Consider the following 25,385-nt stretch of genomic DNA (forward strand, 5'->3'; position numbering starts at 1 on the left):
TAAAATAATTTAATATTTGACGGGTGGTAAATCATGTTACCCCTTATCTCTATTCATATAGTTACATTTAATAGTAGTAAGGAGATTGCAGATTGTTTAAAATGTGTTCTCAGCCAGTCAGGAGCTTTTAGAAAGAGAGTGTATATACTAGATAACGCATCGACAGATGAAACTCTAAAGACCATTGAAGCTTTTTCACCTGATGAAGTCACTGTTGTTAAATCAGAAAAAAATCTGGGTTATGCCGGAGGACACAATTATTGTATTCGCCAAGTAGAAGACACTGATTATATCTTAACCTTAAATCCTGATGTTAAACTTCAACCTGGTTATATACAAAATATTTTAGAATTAATGTCTAAACGCCCAACTGTTGGAATGGCTTCAGGCTTACTACTAAGATCGGATGAAATAACTATTGATTCGTTAGGAATTGGAGCAAAGAAAAACCGTAGCTTTTATGATATTTATCAAGATAAAAAACTAACATCTCTAGAACTTAATGTTGCAACTAACTTTGGACCATGTGGTGCTGCTGCTGTATACAGTAGACGTTTTGTCGAAGACCTAACCATCCAAGGGCAATTTTTCGATGAGGATTTTTTTGCCTATAAAGAGGATGTAGATATTGCCTGGAGAGGACAATTATTTGGATGGGACTCAATAATTGTTCCACATGCAAAAGGGATTCACGAAAGAGGTTGGAAAAAAGGCAATAGGAAAAAGATCAATAAGACCGTGAAGATCCACTCTTTTAAGAATCGATACTTATTGATGGTTAAAAATGATTTCTTTATTAATATATTGATCCATTTGCCTTGGTTATTGTTCTATGAAATTATGGCCATGACTTACCTGCTGATGAGAGAACCCTATTTAATAAAATCATGGTTACAATTTATTAAACTACTGCCAAAAGCTTGTATCAAAAGAAAAAAAGTTATGGAAAGAAAAAAAGCGACGGCAATGGAAATTCGTAAATGGTTTAAATAAGGGAGAGATTAAATTATGAAAGGAATTATCCTTGCCGGAGGAAGCGGAACCCGCTTATACCCTCTAACGAGAGCTGTATCTAAACAATTGTTGCCAGTCTACGATAAGCCTATGATTTATTATCCACTTTCCGTCCTGATGTTAGCGGGCATACGTGAGATATTAATCATTTCCACTCCTGAAGATACACCTAGATTTGAACAACTTTTAGGAGATGGTGCAGATTTAGGAATTACTATCTCCTATGCCGTTCAACCATCCCCAGATGGATTAGCTCAAGCCTTTATTATTGGGGAAGAATTTATCGGTAATGATAGTGTTGCTTTAATTCTCGGGGATAACATCTATTACGGGCACGGATTTACTCAATTGCTTCAGAAGGCAGCTAGAAGAGAATTTGGTGCAAGTGTATTTGGGTATTATGTCAGTGATCCTCACCGCTTCGGTGTAGTAGAGTTCGATGAGCAAAAACGAGCTATTTCCATTGAAGAAAAACCTATTGATCCAAAGTCCAACTATGCTGTGACTGGTTTGTACTTCTATGATAATCGTGTGATAGATATTGCCAAAAATATTCAACCATCTGCTCGTGGGGAACTTGAAATTACCGATGTGAATAAGGTTTACCTGGAACAGGGAGAATTAAACGTAGAAATCTTAGGTCGTGGATATGCTTGGCTGGATTCCGGTACCCATGAATCTCTTCTAGAGGCATCTCAGTTCATTGAGACGATTGAAAAACGACAAAGTTTAAAGGTAGCTTGCTTAGAAGAGATTGCTTACAATATGGGTTACATTTCTCGTGAGCAACTGCTCAACCTGGCTGAACCTATGCTGAAAAATGAATATGGGCAATATCTTCTTAGAGTAGCTAATTCGAATCGCAGTTTATACTTATTAGTGAGGTAGCCAAAAAAGATGAATATCATTCAAACCAAGCTTGATGGTGTCGTGATTATTGAACCAGCAGTGTTCGGAGACAACCGGGGCTTTTTTATGGAAAGCTACAATGAACAAAGATTTATACAGTCTGGATTGGATATCAAGCTTATTCAGGATAATCAATCATTATCTGTGGAAACAGGAACGATTAGAGGACTCCATTACCAATTAAATCCCAAGGCTCAAACTAAGCTGGTTAGAGTTTTAACAGGGGCTATCTACGATGTGGCCGTAGACATCCGTAAGGATTCTCCTACGTTTGGTCAATGGGTAGGGGTCATCTTAAGTGAAGATAATAAGAGACAGCTTCTGGTTCCGAAGGGATTTGCTCATGGATTTTGCACACTTGTTCCCAATACGCAAGTCTTTTACAAAGTTGATGAGTATTATTCTCCAGAAAACGATCGTGGTATTCTCTGGAATGATCCAGACATTGGTATAGATTGGCCTACTTCTAGGCCTATTCTTTCAGATAAAGATTCCAAGCTTCCTTTATTGAAGGATGCGGAAATCAATTTCTAAGGAGAGAAACAGATGAATGTATTAGTAACCGGCGGTGCTGGATTTATAGGAAGTAATTTTGTTCACTACATGCTCCAGAAATATAGTGATTATAAAATAGTTAACCTGGATTTGTTAACTTACGCGGGAAATCTTGAAAATCTTAAGGAAATTGAAGATAGGGCTAATTATACTTTTGTAAAAGGCGATATTGCCAACCGTGAGCTTGTGGACTTCTTAGTAAAGAATTATCAGATCGATGTAATTGTAAACTTTGCGGCCGAATCCCATGTGGATCGCAGCATTACCGATCCAGATGTTTTCATCAAAAATAATATTTTGGGAACACAAGCCCTTTTGGATGTTGCGAAAGCTAACAACATCCATAAATACGTCCAAATCTCTACCGATGAAGTCTATGGGTCACTCGGAGACATCGGCTACTTTACGGAAGAAACACCGTTAGCTCCAAATAGCCCTTATTCTGCAAGCAAAGCAGGAGCTGATATGATCGTCCGTTCGTATCATGAGACGTTTGGAATGAATGTAAATATTACACGTTGTTCGAATAACTACGGACCTTATCACTTTCCGGAAAAGCTTATCCCTTTAATGATTACAAATGCATTAGAAGACAAGCCTCTTCCGGTGTACGGGAAAGGAGACAATGTTCGTGACTGGCTTCATGTCAAAGATCATTGTTCAGCAATTGATCTTGTGATTCACGAGGGAAGACCGGGGGAAGTATATAACATTGGTGGACACAATGAACGCAGAAACATCGAGATTGTAGAATTGATTGTGGACAAGCTGGGCAAATCAAGAGATTTGATTCAATTTGTCACAGATCGTTTAGGTCACGATAAACGTTATGCCATTGATCCAACTAAAATCATGACAGAATTAGGTTGGAAACCTCAATATACATTTGATACGGGAATTGAGGAGACGATTCAGTGGTATCTGGATAACCAAGAATGGTGGAAAAGGATAAAGACCGGTGAATATACGGCTTATTATTCTCGCCAGTACGGGGAGAAAATCGATGGATAGGGTAAAGGTACTCGTCACCGGTGCAAATGGACAGCTCGGGGTGGATTTGGTCAAGCAATTGAAAGATCGTGGATATGACGTCTATGGGTGCGGTCGTGAGCAACTGGATATTACAGATTTCAATCATGTTTCTCAAGTCTTTCAAGAGATCCGTCCTGATATTGTTATCCATTCTGCTGCCCATACAAAAGTAGATCTAGCCGAATCAGAACCGGATGAGGCGTTTCGCGTGAATGCAACAGGGACAAGAAATGTTGCTGTTGCCGCGGAGAAAATAGCAGCTAAGCTGGTTTATATAAGTACGGACTATGTATTTAATGGTCAAGGCACTCAACCTTATGATGAATTTATGCCTACTAGTCCATTAGGGGTATATGGACGATCCAAGCTGGCTGGTGAACAATTTGTCCAGACCTTGCATTCACGATATTTTATTGTACGCACCTCCTGGGTTTATGGGCTGCACGGAGCCAATTTTGTAAAAACCATGCTTAAGCTTGCAGAAGGTCGAAACGAATTAAACGTAGTCCATGATCAAGTAGGTTCTCCTACTTTTACGGTGGACCTAGCTCGTTTCATCGGTGATCTTATAGAGACTGAGTTTTATGGAACATATCATGTATCGAATACAGGTTCTTGTTCGTGGTATGAGTTTGCTAAAGCTATTTTTGAAGAGGCTGGCTTAAGTATGAAAGTTAACCCGGTTACTACAGCCGAGTTCCCAAGACCTGCTCCAAGACCAGAGTACTCTGTTATGGACCACATGGCGATCCGTTTAAATGGTTTGAGCGATCTGCCGCATTGGCGTGATTCCTTAAAAATATTTATAAAAGAGTATCAAAGGAGCACCTTCTAGTAAGGTGCTTTATTCTTTGTTAATATTTTAATAATAAATCCTATCATCATCCGTGTTATACTTTTAGTTATGGAAAATAGATCAGAGGAAGATGATAAGATGGATTTGAGCATTATCATAGTAAATTATAATACAAAGAATCTAACGCTACAGGCCATCGAATCCGTATTCTGTTCGGATACGAGTTTTAAATACGAAATCGTTTTAGTTGATAACGCATCGACAGAGATAGGACTTGAAGAGGAGCTTATACAACGATTTCCGCAAGTTCATTTTGTTAAAAATACAAAGAATCTTGGTTTCTCCAAAGCGAATAACCAAGGAATAAAAATATCAAAAGGTAGATATATTTTACTATTAAATTCCGATACCATAATTGATAAAGATACGCTCCAAATCATGATGGATTACATGGAGCAAAACCCAGCTATCGGGGCAAGCGGCTGCAAGGTGCTTCTACCGGATGGTTCGTTGGATAAAGCTTGTAAGAGAGGCTATCCAACCCCTGAAGCTTCTTTCTATTACATGCTTGGATTTCATAAACGATACCCTGCGATTCCGAGGTTTAATCAATATCAGTTGGGGCATTTAGATCCGGATCAAGAGCATGAAGTAGACAGCCTTGTTGGAGCCTTTATGCTACTGCGCAGGGAAGTGATTGATCAGGTGGGCCTCTTAGATGAGGACTTTTTTATGTATGGGGAAGATATTGATTGGTGCTATAGAATTAAAGCCGCTGGATGGAAGATTAAGTACTATCCTAGAACATCTATTCTTCATTTGAAGAGAGCTAGCAGTAAAAAAAAGCCAAATAAAATCATTTATGAGTTCCATCGGGCTATGTTTTTGTTTTATAATAAACACTATAGGAATAAATACCCATTTTATGTACGGGGTCTAGTCTATACCGGGATTTCAGTCAAATTGCTTTCATCCATCTTATTAAATATGACGAAGGTGAAACCATGGTAAGAGGGAAAGAAAAATTTTTAACACAAGCCTATTCTTTAACTGATTTTATTATTATCCAAATGGCCTTCGTGGCTGCTTGGATACTTAAGTTTCAAGTAGGTATTTTTGATTATGAGCCGCATCTAGGCTTTACAACATACGGTTTCTGGGCTGGAGTATATGGGGCTTTTGCTATTGCTACAGGTTATCTCCTTTCCTTTTACGTGCCGAAAAGGAAAAAGAAGTTTGCTTTTGAAATTGGTAAAGCTATACAGGTACATTTTGTTAGTATGCTATTCCTATTGAGCTTCTTGTTCCTTTATAAAGAAGTAGATATTTCTCGTGCTTTTCTGGGGATCTTTCTATTTTTGAGTATAGTTTTCATTCTTGTTTTCCGATTATCATTAAAACTGTTCCTTAAGAAATTCAGATCCAAGGGTTTCAACAAGCAGTTCATTCTCGTAGTAGGTGCAGGACACTTAGGCCGCAAGTTTCATGATAATGTATACTCACATCCTCACTTAGGATATGAAGTGCTAGGTTTTCTTGATGATTTTATTAAGGGTCATCCCATAGAAACTAGAAAATATAAACCTATTATTGGTAAAGTAGATGAATTAGCATCGATTTTAGAAGGTGAACATATTATTGATGAAGTAGTTATCGCGCTGCCGCTAAGCGCTCATGAAAAGTATGGGGAGATCATTAATGTATGTGAAAAAGCAGGAGTCAAGACATTGATTATTCCTGATTTTTATGATTATCTGCCGGCACAGCCTTCATTCGATAATTTTGCGGATATGCCGATGATTAATATACGTGATATTCCTTTGGACGAGGTATCTAACCGATTCTGGAAAAGGCTATTTGATATTGTTTTTGCCATTGCGGCTATTATCTTAACAGCTCCTGTCATGTTAATTATCCTAGTAGGAATAAAACTAACGTCACCAGGTCCGATTTTATTCAAGCAAGAGCGGGTAGGGTTGAATCGCCGTACATTTATGATGTATAAATTTAGGTCTATGCATGTATCCAATTCGAAGGTGTCTGATACAGTATGGACAACTGAGAATGATCCAAGAAAGACAAAATTTGGTTCATTTCTGCGTAAAACAAGTCTAGATGAGCTGCCTCAATTCTTTAACGTTCTTAAAGGAGATATGAGTGTGGTTGGCCCAAGACCAGAGCGTCCGTATTTTGTTGATCAGTTTAAAGAGGATATCCCGAAATATATGATAAAACACCATGTTCGTCCTGGAATAACCGGTTGGGCGCAGGCTAATGGGCTAAGAGGGGATACCTCTATTGAAGATCGTATACTGCACGATATTTTCTATATAGAAAATTGGACATTGTTATTTGATATTAAAATTATTTGGAAGACCATCATTAACGGATTTATAAATAAGAATGCATATTAGATTCAAAGGACGAGGTCAGAAAATTGGCCTTGTCTTTTTTTGTAAAGATATAATTGCCAACTTAATTATTATTATCCAAATGAGGAAAATTCTTTGACTTGGATGAAATGTCTACTCCCGATATACTAGTACATGTGAGAGGGACGAGAAACACTGATAAGGCCACTGATACATAGGTCAAATCAATACGGCAAAAAAAGTTCTTGAAACTCCGCAACCTTTTTTAAAACCATGCGTTTAATTAGATGAGTATAACTTAATAGGGAAGATTGTAAGGAACAAAAAAAGTTCTTTACTAAAATCTCAAAAAAAGTTACACTGATAAACGTGTGGCTCTACCAAGATCTACAAAAAGTAGACGGGTAGGAAACACCTAGACAGATAAATAGAAAAAAACAATAACTCTCAACCTAAACATAAACGAGGAGGAGAAACAAAGGTTATGAAAAAGATTAACAAAAAAATGATTAACGTGGTAACAACAGCTGCATTAGTTGCTTCTTTAGCAGCTCCATTAGCGGTAAGTGCAGCAACAGATAGTCGCATTAGCGAAGTTCCTACTTTTTCTGATGATAGTGATTCCGCTAAGTTAGCAACATTAACATTCCAAGAAGATGAGAAATATCCTACTGATCTTCAAAACGGTACAATTACATTAACTTTCCCAGAAGGAGCAAAGGTAAAGGGATTAAACGTTACTGGAGCAACTTATGAAATTGTAGGGGATTATACAGTAAACCTTACAGTGAATGCAGCTAGCACTGGTCAAGATAAAGTAGAGGTTACTCCTACTGTAGAACTTGACGGATTTAGCGGTAGCGCAGTAGAAGTAGAAGTTCAAAGCTTTGGTGCAGGAATTCCTTCTGGTAAGTATACTTTAGCTAAAGTTGCGGCTGGTGACGCGATTGTCACTGCTCTTAATACAGTAACTATTGGTGAAGCTAATGATCAGACATTAGGAGCTATTCGTATCGAAGAAACAGCTATTAATAAGATTAAAGCTGGAGATGAAATCAAGGTTAAGTTACCAAAAGGATTTACTTGGGATGACGCTACAAAAGTTGCTCCGTTAGGTGGATTGTCCAAATCTCTATCAACAACTGGAGCTGCAGTGACTGGTTATGGTACTCGTACACTAACAATTAAACCTACAAGCATCGGAACTGCTGATGTAAGAGGATACCTTCAAATTACTCCTGTTGTAGATGTTGATACAAAAGATGCTTCATTTGGAGATGTTGTAGTTGAAGTAACAGGCGATAAAGTGGCTAGCAAAGATGTTACTGTAGGTAAATATGCTGATTATGCAGTTACAGTAAACTCTAAAGGAGATCAAGTTGAGCTTGTTTCTGGTCGCGATGCCGATGAGAAAAAAGATGTTGAACTGACTAAACTTGAAATCAAAGAAACCGTAGCTGGTTCTATCACAGCTAACCGTAAGACAACTGTTCAATTCCCTAAAGGTGTAAAGATTATTGGCGTTGAAGTTAAGAAGGACACAAATATCAAAGGTGATTTCCAAGCTGAATTAAATAAATTAGTGAAAGCATTGGAAGCTTCTACAGCAGATGCAGACGATCAGCGTGAATTAGAGTTCACTATTCCTGCTGATAAGACTGATAAAAAAGTAGAGTTAGAATTGCTCTTCAAAGTATCCGTACAAGCTGACTTCACTGGTGATATCGAAGCAACTGTATCTGGACGTCAAGGTGTTGAAGGTAAAGCTGTTCTTGGTAAAGCAATCGCTCCTGTAACAGCAACTGCTGGAACAACTCCTAAGCTTGTAATTGGTAAGAAAGATCAAGCCATCGGTGATATCGTAATTACTGAAGCTAAAGCTGGTGCTATCCTTGATGGATCTGGTAAAGAACTTCGCGTTGAATTGCCTAGCGATGTAGAAATCAACAAAAAAGGTAAAGTAGAAGTAACTGATGGAAACCTTGAGCTAGATGTTACTGATCTTACCACAGTATCTAGTGCAGTATATGGTGGAAAGAAGAACATCCTAGTAATTAAAGTTGATAGCAAGAGCACAAAGGTTAGCACTGTTAAGATTTCTGGAGTAACTGTTGACGTAGACCGTTCTGTTCCAGAAGGACAAATTGTTGCTAAGGTTAAAGGTAATGCTGTTGTAGAAAACAGCGGTAAAGCAGATGACTTTGGTAAGTTTGATGCAAGCACAGTAGCAAAAGTAGCAGTTGCTGAAGTTGCAACACCAGCTCCTGGAACTGTATATGCTAATGCTAACTTCACAATCGACAGCACTACTTACACTGTAAATGGCGTTGAGAAGACTGCTGACGTTGCTCCATTCATCCAAGATGGACGTACTTTCTTGCCAATCCGTTTCGTAGCTGAAGCTGTTGGTGTAACTGAAAGCAATGTTATCTGGAATGCTAACACTAAGACTGTTACTCTAATCAAGGGTGATAGAATTGCTCAGATCCAAATCGGAAGCAAGAACTTAGTTGTTAATGGAGTATCTGTACCAATGGATGTAGCTGCATTCGTGAAAGACGGTCGTACAGTTCTACCTCTTCGTTATGTAGCTCAAGCTCTTGGAGCAGAAGTAACTTGGGATGAAGCTACTAGAACAGTTTCTGTAAAGTAATAGCTTAATATAAAGAGAAAAGGGTCTCCTCATGGAGTCCCTTTCTCTTTTCCAAAAGATTATTAGGAGATGATACAATTTATGAAGAAATTCTCCTCTTTACTACTTACTTCCTTACTTCTATTTTCATCTATGGCCGTAACAGGTGCCGAAGGTTCTTCCTCCAACATTACTGTGTACATAAATGGACAGGTTCAGGAGTATGAACAATCTCCTGTTATTGAGCGGGATTTTACATTAGTTCCTCTTCGGGGGATATTTGAATCTCTAGGTGCTAGTTTATCTTGGGATGATAAGGCTAAAAAGATTACGGTAACGAAGGATTCTATAAGAATTATCATGACGGTCGGTTCAGATACGGCACTGATAAATGGGATGCCTGTAACTTTAGATGTTTCCCCAAAGATCATGAATGGTCGTACGATGATTCCTCTGCGATTTGTTAGTGAAGCTCTCGGATCTGAAGTGAAGTGGGATGGAGCTACAAAGCAAATCCATATCAATACGAAGGAATCTAAAGCTACGAAACTAACCTTTGAGCTAGCTCTTTCCTACGCTGAGAAAAACAGTCCCTCTTTAAAGAAAGCTATTGCGGATATTGAACGTTCGGAAGAGGTCCGTGATAAAGCCGGTGATAATCTGAATTTCACTCCACTTGGGACTGGTAATGGATCAAATGATGCTTTAGAAAGATCAGCTTTAAAAGGTTTACAGCAAGCGGATATCAGTTTGCAAATGACAAAGAAAAATGTCGATACATTAAAAGATGCCTTATACTTTAAAGTAAGAAAGTCTTATGATGAAATCCTCCAAAAACAAAAAGAAATGCAGTTGGCTGAGTTGACATTAAACCATGTCTTAAGCCAAGAACGTATTACAAATATAAAAGCAGAAGCAGGATTAGCTAGTGAATCTGACACAATACAAGCACAAAATAATGTACAGGAAGCAAAAGAAAAACTAGAAGCTGCGAATAAGGCATTGGCAGATTCAGAACAAAAGTTTAATCAATTATTGGGGTTAGATAACGGAGAGACCTATGTATTAGAGGATTACCCTTCTTTTGAAAAGCTCATGGAGGTTAACTTGGACCATCATGTGAGGAACGTCGTAGCTGAGAATCCTTCTCTTTGGTCACTTGAGAAGCAAGTTGATCTTGCTAAATTAGATGTGGATCTTTACACTTTCAATGATCCGTCAAATCCAATTCCGTATAAAGCAAAGGAAATTGATGTAACGAAAGCCCAGCTAACCCTTGCTGACACGAAGCAACAGTTAGAGGAAAGCATTAGAACGATGTATTATAATATTAGACAGTTGGAAAACCAGATTGGCGTATTACAAGCAAATTTAGCTAAAGCGGAACAAGGCCAGAAAATGGTTCAAGCCAAATATGATGTAGGAATGGCTATAGAGGCAGAATTAACAGAAGTAACACTTAGCGTAGAACAACTGAAGCAGCAAATATTTAATGTTACGGTTCAGCATGAACAGCTTAAAATTGCGTTCGAGAAGCCTTGGGTACTTGCAGGAAACTAATAATTCTATGAATAGATAAAACATGAGGGTTAAAACCTTTAAGGACAAATAAGGTCTCCTTAGGGTTTGCCCTTTTTTGCTTTTTGAGGTATCGGATATATTATTGGACAGTCAACCATATATTTTAAATTGTCTATAGGAGGCGAATTATGTAAAATGATAGGAGATATAATTTGGGTGGAGGGTATTAGATGAATTATTTTATTGTAAGTGCTTTGGCATTCTTATTTATTCTATCTCCTTTTAGTAGGGGACTTTTTTTTGAAGCGGATTTCTATCTTATTCATTTCTTTGTTTATTTATTATTTATTAGTTGGGTGGTTAAATTATTTGTTGTAAAAGAAAACTTTTACTTTCCGGGTTTATCCATTTTTCTAATAACCATTACTTATTTGATCTCTTTTTTTACTGCTGAATCTCCGCAAGGGAATTTTGATAATCTCCTTCGTTGGCTTAATTATTCAGCAGTATTTGTGATGCTAGTTTCGATATCACGAGATCAAAAGTTAAAGGAAATACTGCCCCACCTGATCGCTGTTCTAGCTCTAGTTCTTTCTTCCTTTGCTGTACTAGGCTATTTTAAACTGGTAGATTATCCAGATGTCATTCTTATTGACCATCTAGGAAACTCACGGTTTACAAGTGTCTTCCAATATGGAAATACTTTTGCAGCAGTTGTTGGTGCCTTTTGGGTATTTTCCTTGGTATGGCTTACTGATAGAGAGAACTCTATTTGGACTTGCATCCTTCTAGCTTTACCCATGGCTCTCTACCCATTAGATTTATTCCATACCTATTCACGTGGTGCACTTTTGGTTTTTCCAATTGCATGGATTACGGGGCTTATACTCCTCCCGTTTAGCCGCCAATTGATATATGTTTTGTATACTCTGATATCACTAGGGTCTGGTTTTCTATTATTTAGGATAATTACTGGAACAAGCCTAGTCATGGTCAGTATAATTACACTGACTACTGCAGGAGTAATCCTGCTTATTAGCCAGTTGAATCGTAAATTTGGCTGGAAATTAAATGAATTTAATAAAGTGAAGTTTTCACGTTATTTTCTAACTTTGGCTGCAGGTGTAGCTGGTTTTCTATTGTTTTTAGATTTGTATAATCAAGGTTTTGTATATAAACAGTTACCTACAGCATTTCAAGAGAGAATAAGTGATATCAGTACAGGAACCTATAGTGTCCAGGGAAGGTCCATGTTTGCTCAGGATGCTATGAAAATAGTAAAGGATCATCCTTTTACAGGGGTAGGCGGTGAAGGCTGGAGAGTCCTATTTACAAAATATCAAGAGATCCCTTACTGGAGTAATGAGACCCACAATGGATATTTAGAAGTATTATTGAATACAGGATTATTAGGTCTTGGTGTTTTCTTAGTCGTTTTTGGTTTCTTTTTCTTTAATGCAATCAGGAACCTGGGGAACTCAAATCTTAAACAGTACACGTATACACGAGCAGCGATTCCTGCTCTCGTCATGATATTCGTGCACAGTTTCTTGGATTTTAACTTTTCTTACGGGACGGTATGGTATATTGTTCTATTTCTATTGGCTATTGCTATGGACACCAAGAGGGAGAGCACAACATTCTCCAGGCCAGCCATTTATTACACCACGCTAAGTGGTCTTTTAATCCTAGTTACCATCTTTTCATTCTATAGCCTGAAATTCTATTCAGCCAACCAGACGCTAGCTACGATAAAAAATGGTCAGGTAACAGAAGAATTGGTAAATAAACTAATAGATAAAAATCCTTATTCTACGGAGCATCAATACATCGCAAGCAGTGCAAACATGCAGCTATTTGAACAAACCCAACAAGAACAGTATAAGCAGAAATTATTGGAACAGCTTGTCTATATGGAAAACTTAGAACCCAATAATGCACGGTTGTTGTTCAATGTAGGCGTTCAATATGTACAACATGGAGAATTTGATAAGGGATTAGAGTATTTCAATAAAAGTTTAATCCAAGATCATTACAATGTAGACCTATACCAGAATATCATGAAAATTAAAAGTGACATTATGCGCCAGTATCTTGGTCAGGATCATGTCAAAGCTCAAGAATATGCTCATTCCATAGTGAGCGATTATGAACAGATGAATAAATGGCATGAAAACATGGTAAACCATCCTGTTCAGATGAATGAGAGGAACTATCATATTCCTACGGTTGTTAGGCTTTATGCCGGTCAAGCTCTGCTAGTGCAGAAGAGATATGAAGAAGTTATAGCGGTCATAGAGCAAGCGATGGGAGATCAGGAGGCTGACATTAGACTGGAGATCCAAGCGCTCCTTGCTGCAGCATATCAATTGAACGGGGAACAAGAGAAATCTCAGCAAATTATCAATGGATCATTGATCGAATTTCCTCAAATTCAACAAAAAGTACAAGAGTATTTAGCTTTTATTCAGTAGAAGTTCCTTTGGAACTTCTTTTTTCTTTTTAAAAAATGAAATAAAGGAGCTACTCAAAATGAGATAGCTCCTTTGTTTTAATCTGTTATATTGATTGTCTTATGCTCTGCTGCTGCATTAATATCCCTGTTAATAGCAAATCTGTCGTTTTCTGATAACTGTCCATTTTTCTGCAGAGAGCTATAATATTGCTCTCCAGCTTCAATGGTTAATTTGCGCAAATATTCATGGTTAGGATTTTCCGATAAGTTAATCAAAAACTTTCGATATACTTCTTTATTGTTTTCTATAGCTGTGCTCTTTCTGAAGATAAACTTTTTTAGGCCCATTGAGGTACCTCCTTTGTCTTTGTTTACTATATTATATTAATTCTACATTCCCATCCACCTGCGTTTTTTTCCACCCATAATTGCATTTAAATATTTTTTACGAAAACAAAAACTATATGAAAACCTATTTATGGTGGTATAGCAGATATGATTGTACCTCTCTTATAGTTAAGTTGTCTGATCATAAATGTAGTTTATGGATCCGTAATTATATAAAGTTGTAAAATTAGCGTTTTTAGGATATTTTAGGAAGAGGTAGCAAAAATATATAAATTGAGCCAATTTTAATTAGGCTCTATTCCAGATAGGGAGAGTTGTTTTTATTGTACAAATCATTCATATATGTCACTACTCTATTTTTCCTTTTTTCTTCTAACAATATAGTTGTAGCAGATCAGAAAAAAGATCCTAATAGAGAACGTATTTTAGAAGTCTATGATCTCATTCAATCCCGTTATCTAAATACTCCAGATCAACAGAAACTAAGCGATGCAGCGATAAAGGGGATGGTACAAGCACTCCAGGATCCCCACACAACGTTTTTTCACGATCAAGAGTTCTCTGACTTTTTGGGTTACGTGGAAGGCGTCTACTCTGGTATTGGCGTAGAGCTTAATTTACAAGAGGGAAAAATGGTTGTGCAGGAAGTATACCCTGGTTCCCCTGCAGCAAAAGCAAATATTCAATTGGGAGATACGATCCTTTCAGTCAATGGGGTAGAAGCAGTGAATGAAGGCGTCATTGTCGCTGTAGCTTATTTGCAAGGTCCAGAGGGAAGTACAGTTTCTGTAGAATTTAAACGAGATGACGAAATACAAACGGTAGAATTAACAAGACAAAAAGTTCATATTCCTCTCGTTAAATCCAGATTAAGAGGTTCGTATGGTTATTTGTCGCTTTCGACCTTTAATGAGGAATCAGTAGGATTATTTAAACAGGAGCTGGCTAAACTTCAAAGGAATAATATGAAAGGGTTAGTTCTTGATCTAAGAAATAATCTAGGAGGTACTTTAGAATCGGCTCTGCAATTTTCCGGTTTTTTTATTGAAGATGGTACGATTGTCATTATGAAGGAGAAAGATGGAAATGAAAAGGAATTAAAGATTAAAAACGGATCAGATTGGCAGCTCCCGCTTGTCATTCTGGTCAATGAAAATACGGCAAGTGCTGCTGAATTGATCGCTTCGGCATTGCGAGACAATGGAAAAGCCAAGGTCATCGGTGCTCTAACCTATGGGAAGGGAACGGTTCAGGAAGCCATCCCTCTTGGAACTGGAGGAGTCTTAAAGCTCACGGTTGAAGAGTACTTTAGCCCTAATCATACTGTGATTCACAATGTAGGGTTATATCCGGATATTTTTGTTGATGATCCAATAGAGCAGCTTCAAGCAGCTTTTTATGTCCTGAAAAATAATAGTAGAATTATATTAAGATCAGCAGGAGACGTTCTGATTAATGGAGAAAGAGATGAAAGCCCGATAGAATTAGCCTTTCAAAAGAAGGGAACGTGGTATCTTTCGATGCGTAAGATGGCTTACTTGTGGAATGGAAAAGTAAGTTATGATATAGAACGCCATGAGGTATCCCTTCAATTAGGGACTAAAAATCGAACCTATAAAATTGGAAATACACCATCTTTGACCATAAAAGATGGTGTTGCTTATCTAGCTTTAGATGAGGTGTTGAGGAGATACGATGGCATTCAAATGAAGAATGCTCAGGGAGCTCTTGTACTCTATAAAAGTAGCCTCGAAGAATATTAAGGTCATGCAGTGATAGGGGAGTATAAATTTAAGATCGATTATAAGTCTAATTATCCATGGTGTATTGAAATGTAGTGCTATCCGAACTAACGTGATATTCTCTTGAAAGAAGAGCTGTCCTCCTCAAGGGAGACAGCTCAATGTATTATTTGCTATAAAAACTAGTCCTACCCTTTAATATTCAAATAGTACCCTTGAAACTACCACGTGTTTTTTTTCTACACTCCTATTCATTAGCAATCCCTTCTATTTTTCCCTTCCATTGACGCCCATGTGAATGCTTGCTAATATTTAGAGAATGAATGATAGATTTCCAAGATTGTTCAGGTGTCGATTATCGACAGAAAGAGGGAATCCGGTGTCGAATCCGGAGCGGTCCCGCCACTGTAATAGGGATCTGCCTTAGCATAAAGCCACTGGATGAATATCCGGGAAGGGATAAGGCGGAGATGAACTAGAGCCAGGAGACCTGCCTGAACAACAGATGGCCCGTCCTACGAGGAATAGGAAGGTTTATTTCTGCATGTCATCGTTTTGGATGTGGATAACCTTCTTCGTGTTCGGGGAAGGTTTTTTCAATTACAACAAGAAAAGAGGGAAGATGATGAGAAGGGGAGATTGGAGAAACAAAGGCTTGGCGGTATGCCTGGCTTGGGTGATGCTCTTGATAACCGTTCTAGGCGGTTTTTCATCCCAGGCAGTTGCCTCGAATCAAGGCAATGTAAAAGTTAGAGTAGAAGGAAGCATCCAAACCCTTGCCAATGTACAGGTGCAAGCAGGGCCTACAGCGCTGGATGCGCTGATTGCTGCGATGGGTGAAAGTCAGCTGGATATCGAGCAAACCCAATATGGGAGCAATATAAATGCGATATCCGGCGAGAGAAGAACAGAAGATTATTCCAGTTCGTGGTGGTATTACGTGAAGCGCGGAGGTAGTTACGAGTATCCATCCGTCACCGCGGACCAATTTTCGATATACCCTGGCGATGAAATTGTGTTCTATTATTCGACATGGGGAGTGACGAAGATCCCTGATGTTCGTTATCAACCCGTTGTCTTAGAAGGACAAACCGTCACCCTTTCCGTTTATGGGGAAGATGGTGAGCCTACCGTCGGGGCCAGTGTTTATTTTGAGAATCAGGTGTTTTCGATTGATCAGCATGGACAGGCGGTGCTGCCTGGACAGCCTGTAGGAAACTATTCTTTCACTGTTCGACATGAAGAAGATGGCATTCAGAAGCTTGTCCGGACGGACGAGCTGTACCTTCAGGTTGTTTCGGATATGGTGGAACGTGATCTTGCTCCACCTGCCTTCAAAGGCAACACCTATGATAGCGACCGAAAAGTATTAATGGTGACAGGTGATCTTCAGGAACCTTCCTTGGCTTGGGATAGTACGGAGAAGCTGACTGTTGAGGTAACAATTCAAAAAGGGGATTTTTCTCAGACCAGGCGGACTGAGGCACAGAATTATGCTCCTTACCTTATTGTTTTCACAGGCATTGATCCAGGTGAATATACCATTTCGCTGAAAGCTATAGATCAGTATGGGAACGAAAGCGTGCCCGATGTTAGGCAATTTAGTTTAAGCAAGGAGACCTCTACAGAGCAAGCCGCCCTCACGAAGGCGATCGCTTACCTGAAAACGAAACAAAAAGCGAATGGCCGATTTGATGACTGGACCGCGATGGCGTTAGCCCAGGCGGGGGAGAATCTTCAATCTTCCTTATTCACGAAAGACGGCAAGCAGTATGTGGACCATTTAAAAGCAGATGTTCAGGCTTTAGCTCCCAATGTAAGCTATACAACGGACTATGCGCGCCTTGCGATGGCTGTATCGGCAATCGGGCAAGATCCGCGAGATTTTTACGGGATCAATCTCATTGACGTATTAAAGTCGAGAGTGGACAATAACGGGCATTATGGCTTAGAGTCTGAGCGGACATGGGTTAACAGCCATGCTTGGGCAATCCTGGCGCTTCACGCGGCGGATGAGCCGGTACCTCAGGCTGAGCAGGCGAAAGCTTGGCTGGTTCAGCAGCAAAATGCGGATGGGGGATGGGGCTTTAGCACGGATTATTCTTTCACAGATCCTGATATGACCGCTTATGCGATTCGCGCCTTAGCCGCCTTAGGCGTTGGTTCTAGTGATGGAGCGGTACAAAAGGCAGTTGACTATTTTAAAACGCTTCAAAACCAGGATGGTGGTATGAAGCAGGGATGGACCGCTTCTTCATCGAACGTGTTCACCACGACGGAAGTGATTAAGGCTCTTCTTGCTGTATTCTTAAGCCCAACTTCCGACACCTGGAAAAAAGGAGATAACCATCTCATTTCCTACCTTCTCTCCAACCAGGAACTGAATGGCCAACTCGCCAACGAGAGAGGGACTAGCGGGCTGGCTTCTATTTTAATGGACATGGGATTCCGACCTGAATCAACAAATTTAGTTGGCGGTGAAACAACCTCTCCTAGCGGAACGCTTTCTGTCAAAATGACCATTACAGGAAGAAATGGAGAAAACTTCTTCAACCGTTCCTTAAGCTTACCTAAGGGCTCTACGGTCATGGACGCGATATTGAAGGCGAATCAAGAAGATCCTTCCCTGCAGGTAAGAACGAACAGCTCTGAAACCTATGTTTCAAGTATCAAAGGACAGGAAGCGGAAGGACTAATTGGATGGAACTATCGTTTGAATGGCGTGAAGCCCGATACGATTGGGGCAGCGGAAATGCCGCTCTCGGATGGCGACCAGATTGAATGGTTCTGGGCTTCAGCAAGTGAGGGGGCTTATGCAAACCAGATAAATCCAATTCCGGCAGGAACACCGCAAGAGGTGATCGAACGTTTAAGCGTGCAGCTGGAAGACCTTCTCAACGATACAGGGTCCAAAGTGATCGGTGAAGATCGCCTCAGCGGTGAAGGGTTGAAAAAACTGACGGAATTCATTCAAAATAACCGGTTCGAGCTCAAGCAAAAGGTAGAGATCGATAAGGATACAGTCATTAAGGATGAGCAAGAGGAGCTGGTGTTATACATCCCTGCTCAGTCCCTCACAACGGAGACCGAAATCACGGCTCGGAAGTGGAAAGCAGAAGAGACCGATGTTCTAAAACACGCAAAATATGTTTCGCCGATTTATGAATTTGGACCGGCTGGTACTTACTTCGAAAAGCCGATTGCGATTCAATTGAAAGTAGCTATTCCGGAAGCTGCAAGTGTGGATCACCTGATCTTGGCTTGGTATGATGAAGAAAAGAAGCGTTGGATACCTATACCGTCTGTCCTGGATATCTCTCAAGGGGTGATAGTTGGGACGGTTGATCACTTTACGAAGTTTGCGGTCTTAAAAAGCCCAGAATTCCCGGATGTAACAGCGTCCTACCATTGGGCGGAGGATGCCATCTACAGCTTGGCCCAGCAGAACGTGATCCATGGGATAAATGGTGCGTTTCAACCCGGGGGGGCGATAAAGCGAGGGGAATTTATGACCCTACTTGCGAAAGCCTTGCATCTGGATGAGTCTGTCTCAGCAGAACAGCTCAAGGTGTCTTTCCGTGATGTGGAACAGCATTGGGCAAGATCTTTTATTGCTCAGGCGTATCATGCAGGATGGGTAAAGGGCTATTCAGATGGAACCTTCAGACCGGAACAGACGATCACCCGGATGGAAATGGCCACTCTACTTGTTCAAGCTTTTGGAAATAATGCGTCCGCGAAGAACGAGGAGAAAGTGCGGGAAGCTTTGAAGGGCTTTGCTGACCAAAAGGATATTCCGGCATGGGGTAAAATTTCGGCGGTCAATGCCATTCAGGCAGGCTGGATAAAAGGAAAATCCAACGGAACGCGATTTGCTCCGTTCGATACGGCAACCCGTGCCGAAGCAGCGGTTATGGTTTATCAAAGCCTTTATATAAAGTAGAGGGGGAATGGATTTGAAAAGATGCATTGGGTTGATGTTGGCTTTTGTGCTGCTCCTTCCGTCTTTTGCCCAAGCCAATGAGGATCAAGCGGTCCGTTGGCTACAGGGGAAAAAAGGGGAGTGGGCAACCATTGCTTTAATCGCCGCGGGTCAGAAAGCATCCCTGTCTGGGATCCCAGAGGGAAGGGCGATGACGAATTGGGAAAGGCTGCTGTTGGAAGAAGCGGCCGTCGGGCAAGTGAAAGAAACGACCGTTTCGAAAATCGCCAAGGGGCAGTTAGCGAATGGGAAGTTTGCAGATTTGGTAAATGGAACAGGAGAAGGTTTAGTTAATGCTCACATATGGGGGATTCTATCCCTTTATGCGGCGGGGAAAACCATTCCACAGAAGAACTTGGCGTTAAAGTGGCTGGTTGATCAGCAGAACCCGGACGGAGGCTTCCATTTTGACGCGGAGAGCAAAACTTCGGATGCGGATATGACGGCGATGGCTTTGCTTGCTTTAAAAAACCTAGGCTTGCCTAAAGATCACCCGACTGTCGTAAAAGCTTTTTCTTATTTGAAAAAGAATCAGCTTAGCAACGGGGCATTCCAAACCATGGGAACAGAGACGGCGGAGTCTACGGCAGCGGTGATTCAAGCGTTCGTAGCCTATGGGGAAGATCCGAAGAACTGGAACGGGAAAAATGCAGTAGAGGCTCTCCTTTCCTTTCAACAAAAGGATGGAGGCTTCGCCCACCTCAAACAGGAAAAAAATCTATCTAGCCAAATGGCGACGGAGCAGGCCCTTCTTGCCCTTACAGACGTGGAACGAGGCGAATCATGGATCACCCGTTTCCGCCAAAAGAATTTACAGATCACAGATTTGCCTTCAAATGCTTGGGGGTATCAGCAAGTCCATTCCTTGCTATTAGACGGAGTGATGTCAGGGTTTCCGGATGGAAGTTTTCGTCCGGGCGATGTTATGACCCGCGCTCAGTTTGCGACGATGATGGTGCAATGGGAAGGAGGTATTCCTTCCACTCGTACTGCTGTTAAGTTCCAGGATGTCCCGGAATCTCACTGGGCAAGGCCTTTTGTTGGATATGCCGTCCATAAGGGGTGGATTAAAGGGGTCACGGAGACTCGTTTTGAACCGGATAAGCCGATTACGGCCGCTCAAGCGGTGACGATTCTCGTTCAGTTTCAAGGAGGAGAGGTTGGCCAGACAACGCCTTGGTATAAAGGGTTTGTCGATTACGCACGCCAAGGCGGTTGGTTATACAGCGGTTTGGAGCCCGACCAGCCTATCAATCGGGCACAGGTTGCATGGCTTGTCGACACCATTCGGAAAAATAGCAGATTTTAATAGAAAAGACCGGATCTTATCCTGTTTGGATAGGGATCGGGTCTTTTTTTTGCGTAACATTATCAAATCAAACCATATACATTTATGGCGAAATTTGTTAATCTAATACAAAAGTTTCATATTTTTAAAGAGCTTTGTGCTTCGTCTGGAAGATCAATTGACTGGTCGTGTGTTCTTTCTCAATTTGGAATTTCCTAGGTCTTTCTTACCGCAATCGTAAAGCCTCTATCAGAAATATATTGCGTACTTGCGGGGAGAAAACCGGAAACTTGAGGCTTACCGATGTTGTATGATCAGATCAAAACATTACTGGATGAGGTTGGTTTGCATCCATCCTTTTCCTTCACCAAGTAGATGAGTACCATGACATCAGGAGGAACTATGACGCTTCGAACTTATATTCCTATTCTTTTATTTTTTTGCGGCTTTCAAGGTTGGGTCTTATCCTTCCCGTTATTTGGCCCGGTTCTTACTTCTTTCGGAACGCAGAAAGGGGTCAACGTAGAGTTTGTGGTTCATGCTTTCTTGTTGGCACTTTCCATTTCGTATGTGTTTTGGGGTTTTTTCGTTTCTAGATGCCCTCTGCAGCCCAAGCGCCTGCGATTCATTCTGATTTTGCATCTGTTGAGTACGTTTATTATCGGCCTATCCTTATATTGGCTGCCTTCTTTCTTATGGATTGTGGCTTTCGTCCTTCTTGGGTTTTTGGGGGCCTTACCGCCCTTTATTTGGCTGTCGCTTGTCACGGTGAAAATTCCGGAAGGAAAGCGGGGCTTTATTTTCGGTATTACAGGATTTTTTATTGAGATTACCATCTACAGTATGAACATCCTTGTCCAAACATGGAGTGTCACCTATTCTTTCTTTCTCTTGCAGTTGATTCTCTTTGTCCCATTGATCATGCTTTTTTGCTATCCACGCCATTTCCATATTCCCTTTGCCGTGGAAAAGTCGAATCAGTCGCCTCTTTGGCCTTGGTGGCCTCTCTATTTCTTTCTTTTTGTCATTTATATGGGCGGCGGGATTATGTATCGACTGATTCATCCTTATATCGAACAGTATCCTAACTTAGACATCTATCTGGGGACTTTGCCCTATGCGATTACGATGCCTTTCATCGGCCTGCTCATTGATCGGATTGGTCCGCGCCCGTTCACGTTTGTCGGTTCCGCCCTTCTCGGTTTCGCTTTTGCCTTGTTTGCCGTTGGTCCATCCTTTTGGGGAGTAGCAGCGGGTATTGTGAAGATGAAAGTGGGGTTTGCGTTTCTCGATTTATTTATTCTGTATTATCTGGCTTATCTTGCCTATACCAAAAGAAACTTTGCTTTCCTTGGGGTAGGGATTGGCATTAATATGTTTTCTATTCTGTCCGGTTCTCTTCTGGCCCAAACGGTAAGCGCCATGATCGGACAGAGTTCATCCATCGCGTTTATTGTGGCAGTGATGGTCATCTTCAGTTCTTTTTTGCTTATTGAATGGGTCGTGAAGAAAGACTCATCCAAAGTCGAAGAGGAGCTCAAATTGGCTAATAAAGTCCAGCAGAATTTGCTTCCCCAAGAATCAGAGTTTCCCAAAAACGTGGATATCTTTGCAGCCATGCAGCCTGCAAAGGAAGTAGGCGGCGATTTTTACGATGTCATTCCCTTGGATCGGAACAAAACCCTATTTGTCATCGGAGATGTAGTAGGAAAGGGATTATCTGGTGGCATGGTGGCCTCTTCTCTCATCAGCCATATTCGTTCCCATGCGAATCCGGGAAGTTCCCTTACAGGGCTTTTGGACTATTTAAATGGTATTGTGATACGGGATTCCCGCTTCACCATGCAAGTGACATTAGGATTGGCATTAGTCGATACGGCTAATCGGACACTGGCTTACGCAAGTGCCGGTCATCCTTTCCCTATCCTGGTTACTCAACAAGGGATTGCGGATATTGAGGTGGCCTCCTTTCCCTTAGGAATGGAAAGGGACCATGATTTTGAGCAAACGGTCATTCCTTTTAGCGAAAAAAATATCCTTGTCATGTATACGGATGGCCTGATCGAGGCACGCAATGCCCAGAAGCAGATGTTTGGTTTTGATCGCTTGAAAGAGGGCTTGCAGCAGGAGGAGTTTTCCATAAAGGATAGGGGATCACTCATCCTGGCTAAATTAAAGGATCATGTTCATAAAGAAGAATTGGAGGATGACGTTACCCTTTTAATGATCGAATGGAAAAGCAGGGGCCAAGAAAAACATGCATGAACTAATTATGGAAATCAAAAGTATATTAGGAGAAGAAAAAAAGGTACTTTCGAAGCTCGAAGAATTATTTCAACCCCTTTCATTTTGTCAAGAAGATTGTTGGGATGTAAAATGTGCGGTTGCCGAGGGATGCCTGAATGCCATCGAACACGGGAACCAGCTATGCGCAGATTTCAACGTCAGAGTGCAAATAAGGATTCAGGGTAATCTGGTAAAAGTCGTAATATCGGATTGTGGTATGCGTTCCGAATCCACGCCTTGCCCTGTGATTTCCCCTGAACGGGGCTGGGGGATCTTATTTATATCAAAATTAATGGATAATTATCGTTTCTGCTTTTTAGAGGAGCAAACGATGCTTTATATGGAGAAAACGATGAGTAAGGAAGCGGGAGGAACAACATGATTACTGAGCTTGAAATCATTGAGGAATTTAAAAATGGGATTCTTATTCTTCATCTTCGGGGAGACATTACGAAAGATTCGGGTGATTCCCTTCTTCGGCTCAAGCCATGGGAACAAGGGTTGGACAGCGGAACCATTGGTGTTGCACTTAATTTTTCTGAAGTGGAATATATTAATAGTTCGGGAATTGCCGCTCTTATTCGGTTGGTTCGCCTATTGACGTCAGGACAATATCCCGTTGGATTCTATCATCTGATCTTCCACTATGAAAAGCTGTTTAAGATGGTGAGTTTGACAAAGTACATGACCATTTATCCAAGCGAGTGGGCGGCAATAGAAGGGTTATCCCTAAAAAAACATCTGGTTGACTGATTAAAATAGGCTAAGAATGATTGACAACTTACCAAAACTTAGCTATTCTTATGCAGAACGGATTACTCTTATTCCGAGAAGGCGCGAGGGACTGGCCCGATGATGCCCGGCAACCCACGGCAATGATTCATATTTTTTCCTTTATGGGGAAAGATACGATTATACCGTGCAAGGTGCTAACCAGCAGGACAAATAGGTCCTGGAAGATAAGAGGTAAAGGAGCGGAATTATGGCCTTTTCCTCATGGAGAAGGTCTTATTTTTTTCACCACCTCTTGAGTGTTCGGAAGCAAGAATTATGAGTGCCGTATCTTACCATTGTCATTTTCCTAAGGAGGTACGTGAATATGGCGTTGAAAAAAGGCCGTCATCTTTTCACATCTGAATCTGTAACTGAAGGCCATCCGGATAAGATCTGCGACCAGATCTCCGATTCCATCCTGGATGCGATTCTTGAGCAAGATCCAAACGCTCGCGTAGCATGCGAAACTTCGGTCACCACGGGTCTTGTGCTCGTAGCGGGAGAAATTACGACATCTTCTTATGTGGATATTCCGAAGATTGTTCGCGAAACGATTCGCGAGATCGGTTATACTCGTGCGAAGTTTGGTTTTGACGCGGATACGTGCGCGGTGTTAACTTCCATTGATGAACAGTCTCCGGACATCGCGATGGGCGTAGACGTGGCGTTGGAATCCCGTGAAGGACAAATGACCGACGAGCAAATCGACGCGATTGGAGCGGGCGACCAAGGATTAATGTTCGGATTCGCAACGAACGAAACCCCTGAGTTAATGCCGCTTCCGATTTCGATAGCTCATAAGCTGGCTCGACGCATTGCGGAAGTTCGCAAGAGCGGAACGTTGACTTACCTTCGCCCGGATGCGAAGACCCAGGTAACAGTAGAATACGATGGCGATAAGCCGGTTCGTATCGACACGATCGTAATCTCTACGCAGCATGATCCGGAAGCAACGTTAGAGCAAATCAAGAAAGACGTCCAAGAGCATGTGATTAAGCCGATTGTTCCTGCGGAATATTTGGATGCTCAAACCAAGTATTTCATTAACCCGACCGGTCGTTTTGTTATCGGTGGACCTCAAGGGGATGCGGGATTAACTGGACGTAAAATCATCGTGGATACCTACGGCGGTTATGCTCGCCATGGCGGCGGAGCATTCTCCGGTAAGGATCCGACGAAGGTTGACCGTTCTGCTGCTTACGCTGCTCGCTATGTAGCCAAGAACCTCGTTGCGGCTGGACTAGCGGAGAAGTGCGAAGTGCAAGTGGCTTACGCCATTGGGGTCGCTCAACCGGTTTCCATCAACGTAGATACGTATGGAACAGGCAAAATCGAGGAAGAGCAGATCGTTACCTTGATCCGCAAGCACTTCGATCTTCGCCCAGCGGGTATTATTAAAGCCCTAGATCTTCGTCGCCCGATCTACAAAGGAACCGCTGCTTATGGACACTTTGGTCGTACGGACCTCGATTTACCATGGGAGCGTACCGATAAGGCGGAGCAGTTAAAGCAAGATGCTGCTGCCTTAGCGCAAGCGTAAAACTTATTAAAAAAATAAAGACCTAATTAGCCTACAGTGGTAGGCTGATTAGGTCTTTTTTGCTTTACTGGATGGGAAAGTTTAAGTAAACTAAGAAATTAAAGTAAATAAACTTTCCCAGAAGCATAAAAAACTTCCA

Annotated in this window: 18 protein-coding genes and 2 riboswitches; of the genes, 17 read left to right on the forward strand and 1 reads right to left on the reverse strand. The window is 41.1% G+C overall.

The features are described from left to right. The first annotated feature begins 33 nt into the window (after positions 1-33). From ABLT31_RS31675 to ABLT31_RS31720, 10 genes are all read left to right on the forward strand, one after another. Positions 34-993: a glycosyltransferase family 2 protein gene (locus tag ABLT31_RS31675; RefSeq protein ID WP_367759241.1), complete on the forward strand. Its 960-nt coding sequence runs from the start codon at positions 34-36 to the stop codon at positions 991-993. Between the two features lie 15 nt (positions 994-1,008). Next, positions 1,009-1,902, forward strand: a complete 894-nt coding sequence (gene rfbA / locus ABLT31_RS31680) for a glucose-1-phosphate thymidylyltransferase RfbA (protein ID WP_367759244.1) — start codon at positions 1,009-1,011, stop codon at positions 1,900-1,902. A gap of 9 nt (positions 1,903-1,911) precedes the next feature. Then, a complete protein-coding gene (gene rfbC / locus ABLT31_RS31685) occupies positions 1,912-2,457 on the forward strand; it encodes a dTDP-4-dehydrorhamnose 3,5-epimerase (protein ID WP_367759246.1) in 546 nt (181 codons plus the stop codon). Between the two features lie 12 nt (positions 2,458-2,469). Beyond that, entirely contained in the window at positions 2,470-3,489 is a 1,020-nt protein-coding gene (gene rfbB / locus ABLT31_RS31690; protein WP_367759248.1) for a dTDP-glucose 4,6-dehydratase, read from the forward strand. Then, on the forward strand, positions 3,482-4,345 hold the full coding sequence (gene rfbD / locus ABLT31_RS31695; RefSeq protein WP_367759250.1) for a dTDP-4-dehydrorhamnose reductase: 864 nt from the start codon (positions 3,482-3,484) through the stop codon (positions 4,343-4,345). Before rfbB ends, rfbD begins: the two co-directional genes overlap by 8 nt. A 99-nt stretch (positions 4,346-4,444) precedes the next feature. Then, on the forward strand, positions 4,445-5,317 hold the full coding sequence (locus tag ABLT31_RS31700; protein ID WP_367759252.1) for a glycosyltransferase family 2 protein: 873 nt from the start codon (positions 4,445-4,447) through the stop codon (positions 5,315-5,317). Next, entirely contained in the window at positions 5,311-6,720 is a 1,410-nt protein-coding gene (locus ABLT31_RS31705; RefSeq protein WP_367759254.1) for an undecaprenyl-phosphate glucose phosphotransferase, read from the forward strand. The genes ABLT31_RS31700 and ABLT31_RS31705 overlap by 7 nt, the downstream gene beginning before the upstream one ends. Before the next feature lie 442 nt (positions 6,721-7,162). Next, positions 7,163-9,331 carry a copper amine oxidase N-terminal domain-containing protein gene (locus ABLT31_RS31710; protein WP_367759256.1) on the forward strand — a complete coding sequence of 723 codons (2,169 nt, stop codon included), beginning with the start codon at positions 7,163-7,165 and terminating at the stop codon, positions 9,329-9,331. 69 nt (positions 9,332-9,400) lie between these two features. Next, complete coding sequence (locus tag ABLT31_RS31715; RefSeq protein WP_367759258.1) at positions 9,401-10,870, forward strand: stalk domain-containing protein; 1,470 nt, start codon at positions 9,401-9,403, stop codon at positions 10,868-10,870. A 191-nt stretch (positions 10,871-11,061) separates the two neighbouring features. Then, a complete protein-coding gene (locus ABLT31_RS31720; RefSeq protein WP_367759260.1) occupies positions 11,062-13,305 on the forward strand; it encodes an O-antigen ligase family protein in 2,244 nt (747 codons plus the stop codon). 77 nt (positions 13,306-13,382) lie between these two features. Here the strand turns inward: ABLT31_RS31720 and ABLT31_RS31725 are convergent, their stop codons facing one another. Further along, positions 13,383-13,634 (reverse strand): hypothetical protein, encoded by a 252-nt coding sequence (locus ABLT31_RS31725; RefSeq protein WP_367759262.1) that lies wholly within the window; start codon positions 13,632-13,634, stop codon positions 13,383-13,385. Between the two features lie 323 nt (positions 13,635-13,957). Here ABLT31_RS31725 and ABLT31_RS31730 point away from each other — a divergent pair, with 323 nt between their 5' ends. The 7 genes from ABLT31_RS31730 (at position 13,958) to metK (ending at position 25,246) form a co-directional block, all read left to right on the forward strand. Further along, positions 13,958-15,397, forward strand: coding sequence for a S41 family peptidase (locus ABLT31_RS31730; RefSeq protein ID WP_367759264.1), 1,440 nt, complete (start codon positions 13,958-13,960; stop codon positions 15,395-15,397). A gap of 308 nt (positions 15,398-15,705) precedes the next feature. Continuing rightward, positions 15,706-15,888: riboswitch (cobalamin riboswitch) on the forward strand. 110 nt (positions 15,889-15,998) lie between these two features. After that, the gene (locus ABLT31_RS31735) at positions 15,999-19,319 is read left to right on the forward strand and encodes an S-layer homology domain-containing protein (protein ID WP_367759266.1); all 3,321 of its coding nucleotides are present in this window, start codon (positions 15,999-16,001) and stop codon (positions 19,317-19,319) included. 13 nt (positions 19,320-19,332) lie between these two features. Next, positions 19,333-20,667, forward strand: coding sequence for a prenyltransferase/squalene oxidase repeat-containing protein (locus ABLT31_RS31740; protein WP_367759268.1), 1,335 nt, complete (start codon positions 19,333-19,335; stop codon positions 20,665-20,667). Between the two features lie 381 nt (positions 20,668-21,048). Beyond that, positions 21,049-22,911: a SpoIIE family protein phosphatase gene (locus ABLT31_RS31745; protein ID WP_367759270.1), complete on the forward strand. Its 1,863-nt coding sequence runs from the start codon at positions 21,049-21,051 to the stop codon at positions 22,909-22,911. Beyond that, positions 22,904-23,314: an ATP-binding protein gene (locus ABLT31_RS31750; protein WP_367759272.1), complete on the forward strand. Its 411-nt coding sequence runs from the start codon at positions 22,904-22,906 to the stop codon at positions 23,312-23,314. The genes ABLT31_RS31745 and ABLT31_RS31750 overlap by 8 nt, the downstream gene beginning before the upstream one ends. Then, on the forward strand, positions 23,311-23,685 hold the full coding sequence (locus ABLT31_RS31755) for an STAS domain-containing protein (RefSeq protein ID WP_367759273.1): 375 nt from the start codon (positions 23,311-23,313) through the stop codon (positions 23,683-23,685). Before ABLT31_RS31750 ends, ABLT31_RS31755 begins: the two co-directional genes overlap by 4 nt. 65 nt (positions 23,686-23,750) lie before the next feature. Next, positions 23,751-23,898: riboswitch (SAM riboswitch) on the forward strand. Between the two features lie 139 nt (positions 23,899-24,037). Continuing rightward, positions 24,038-25,246 carry a methionine adenosyltransferase gene (gene metK, locus ABLT31_RS31760; protein ID WP_367759311.1) on the forward strand — a complete coding sequence of 403 codons (1,209 nt, stop codon included), beginning with the start codon at positions 24,038-24,040 and terminating at the stop codon, positions 25,244-25,246. The last annotated feature ends 139 nt before the right edge of the window (positions 25,247-25,385 follow it).

Source organism: Ammoniphilus soli (assembly GCF_040813775.1).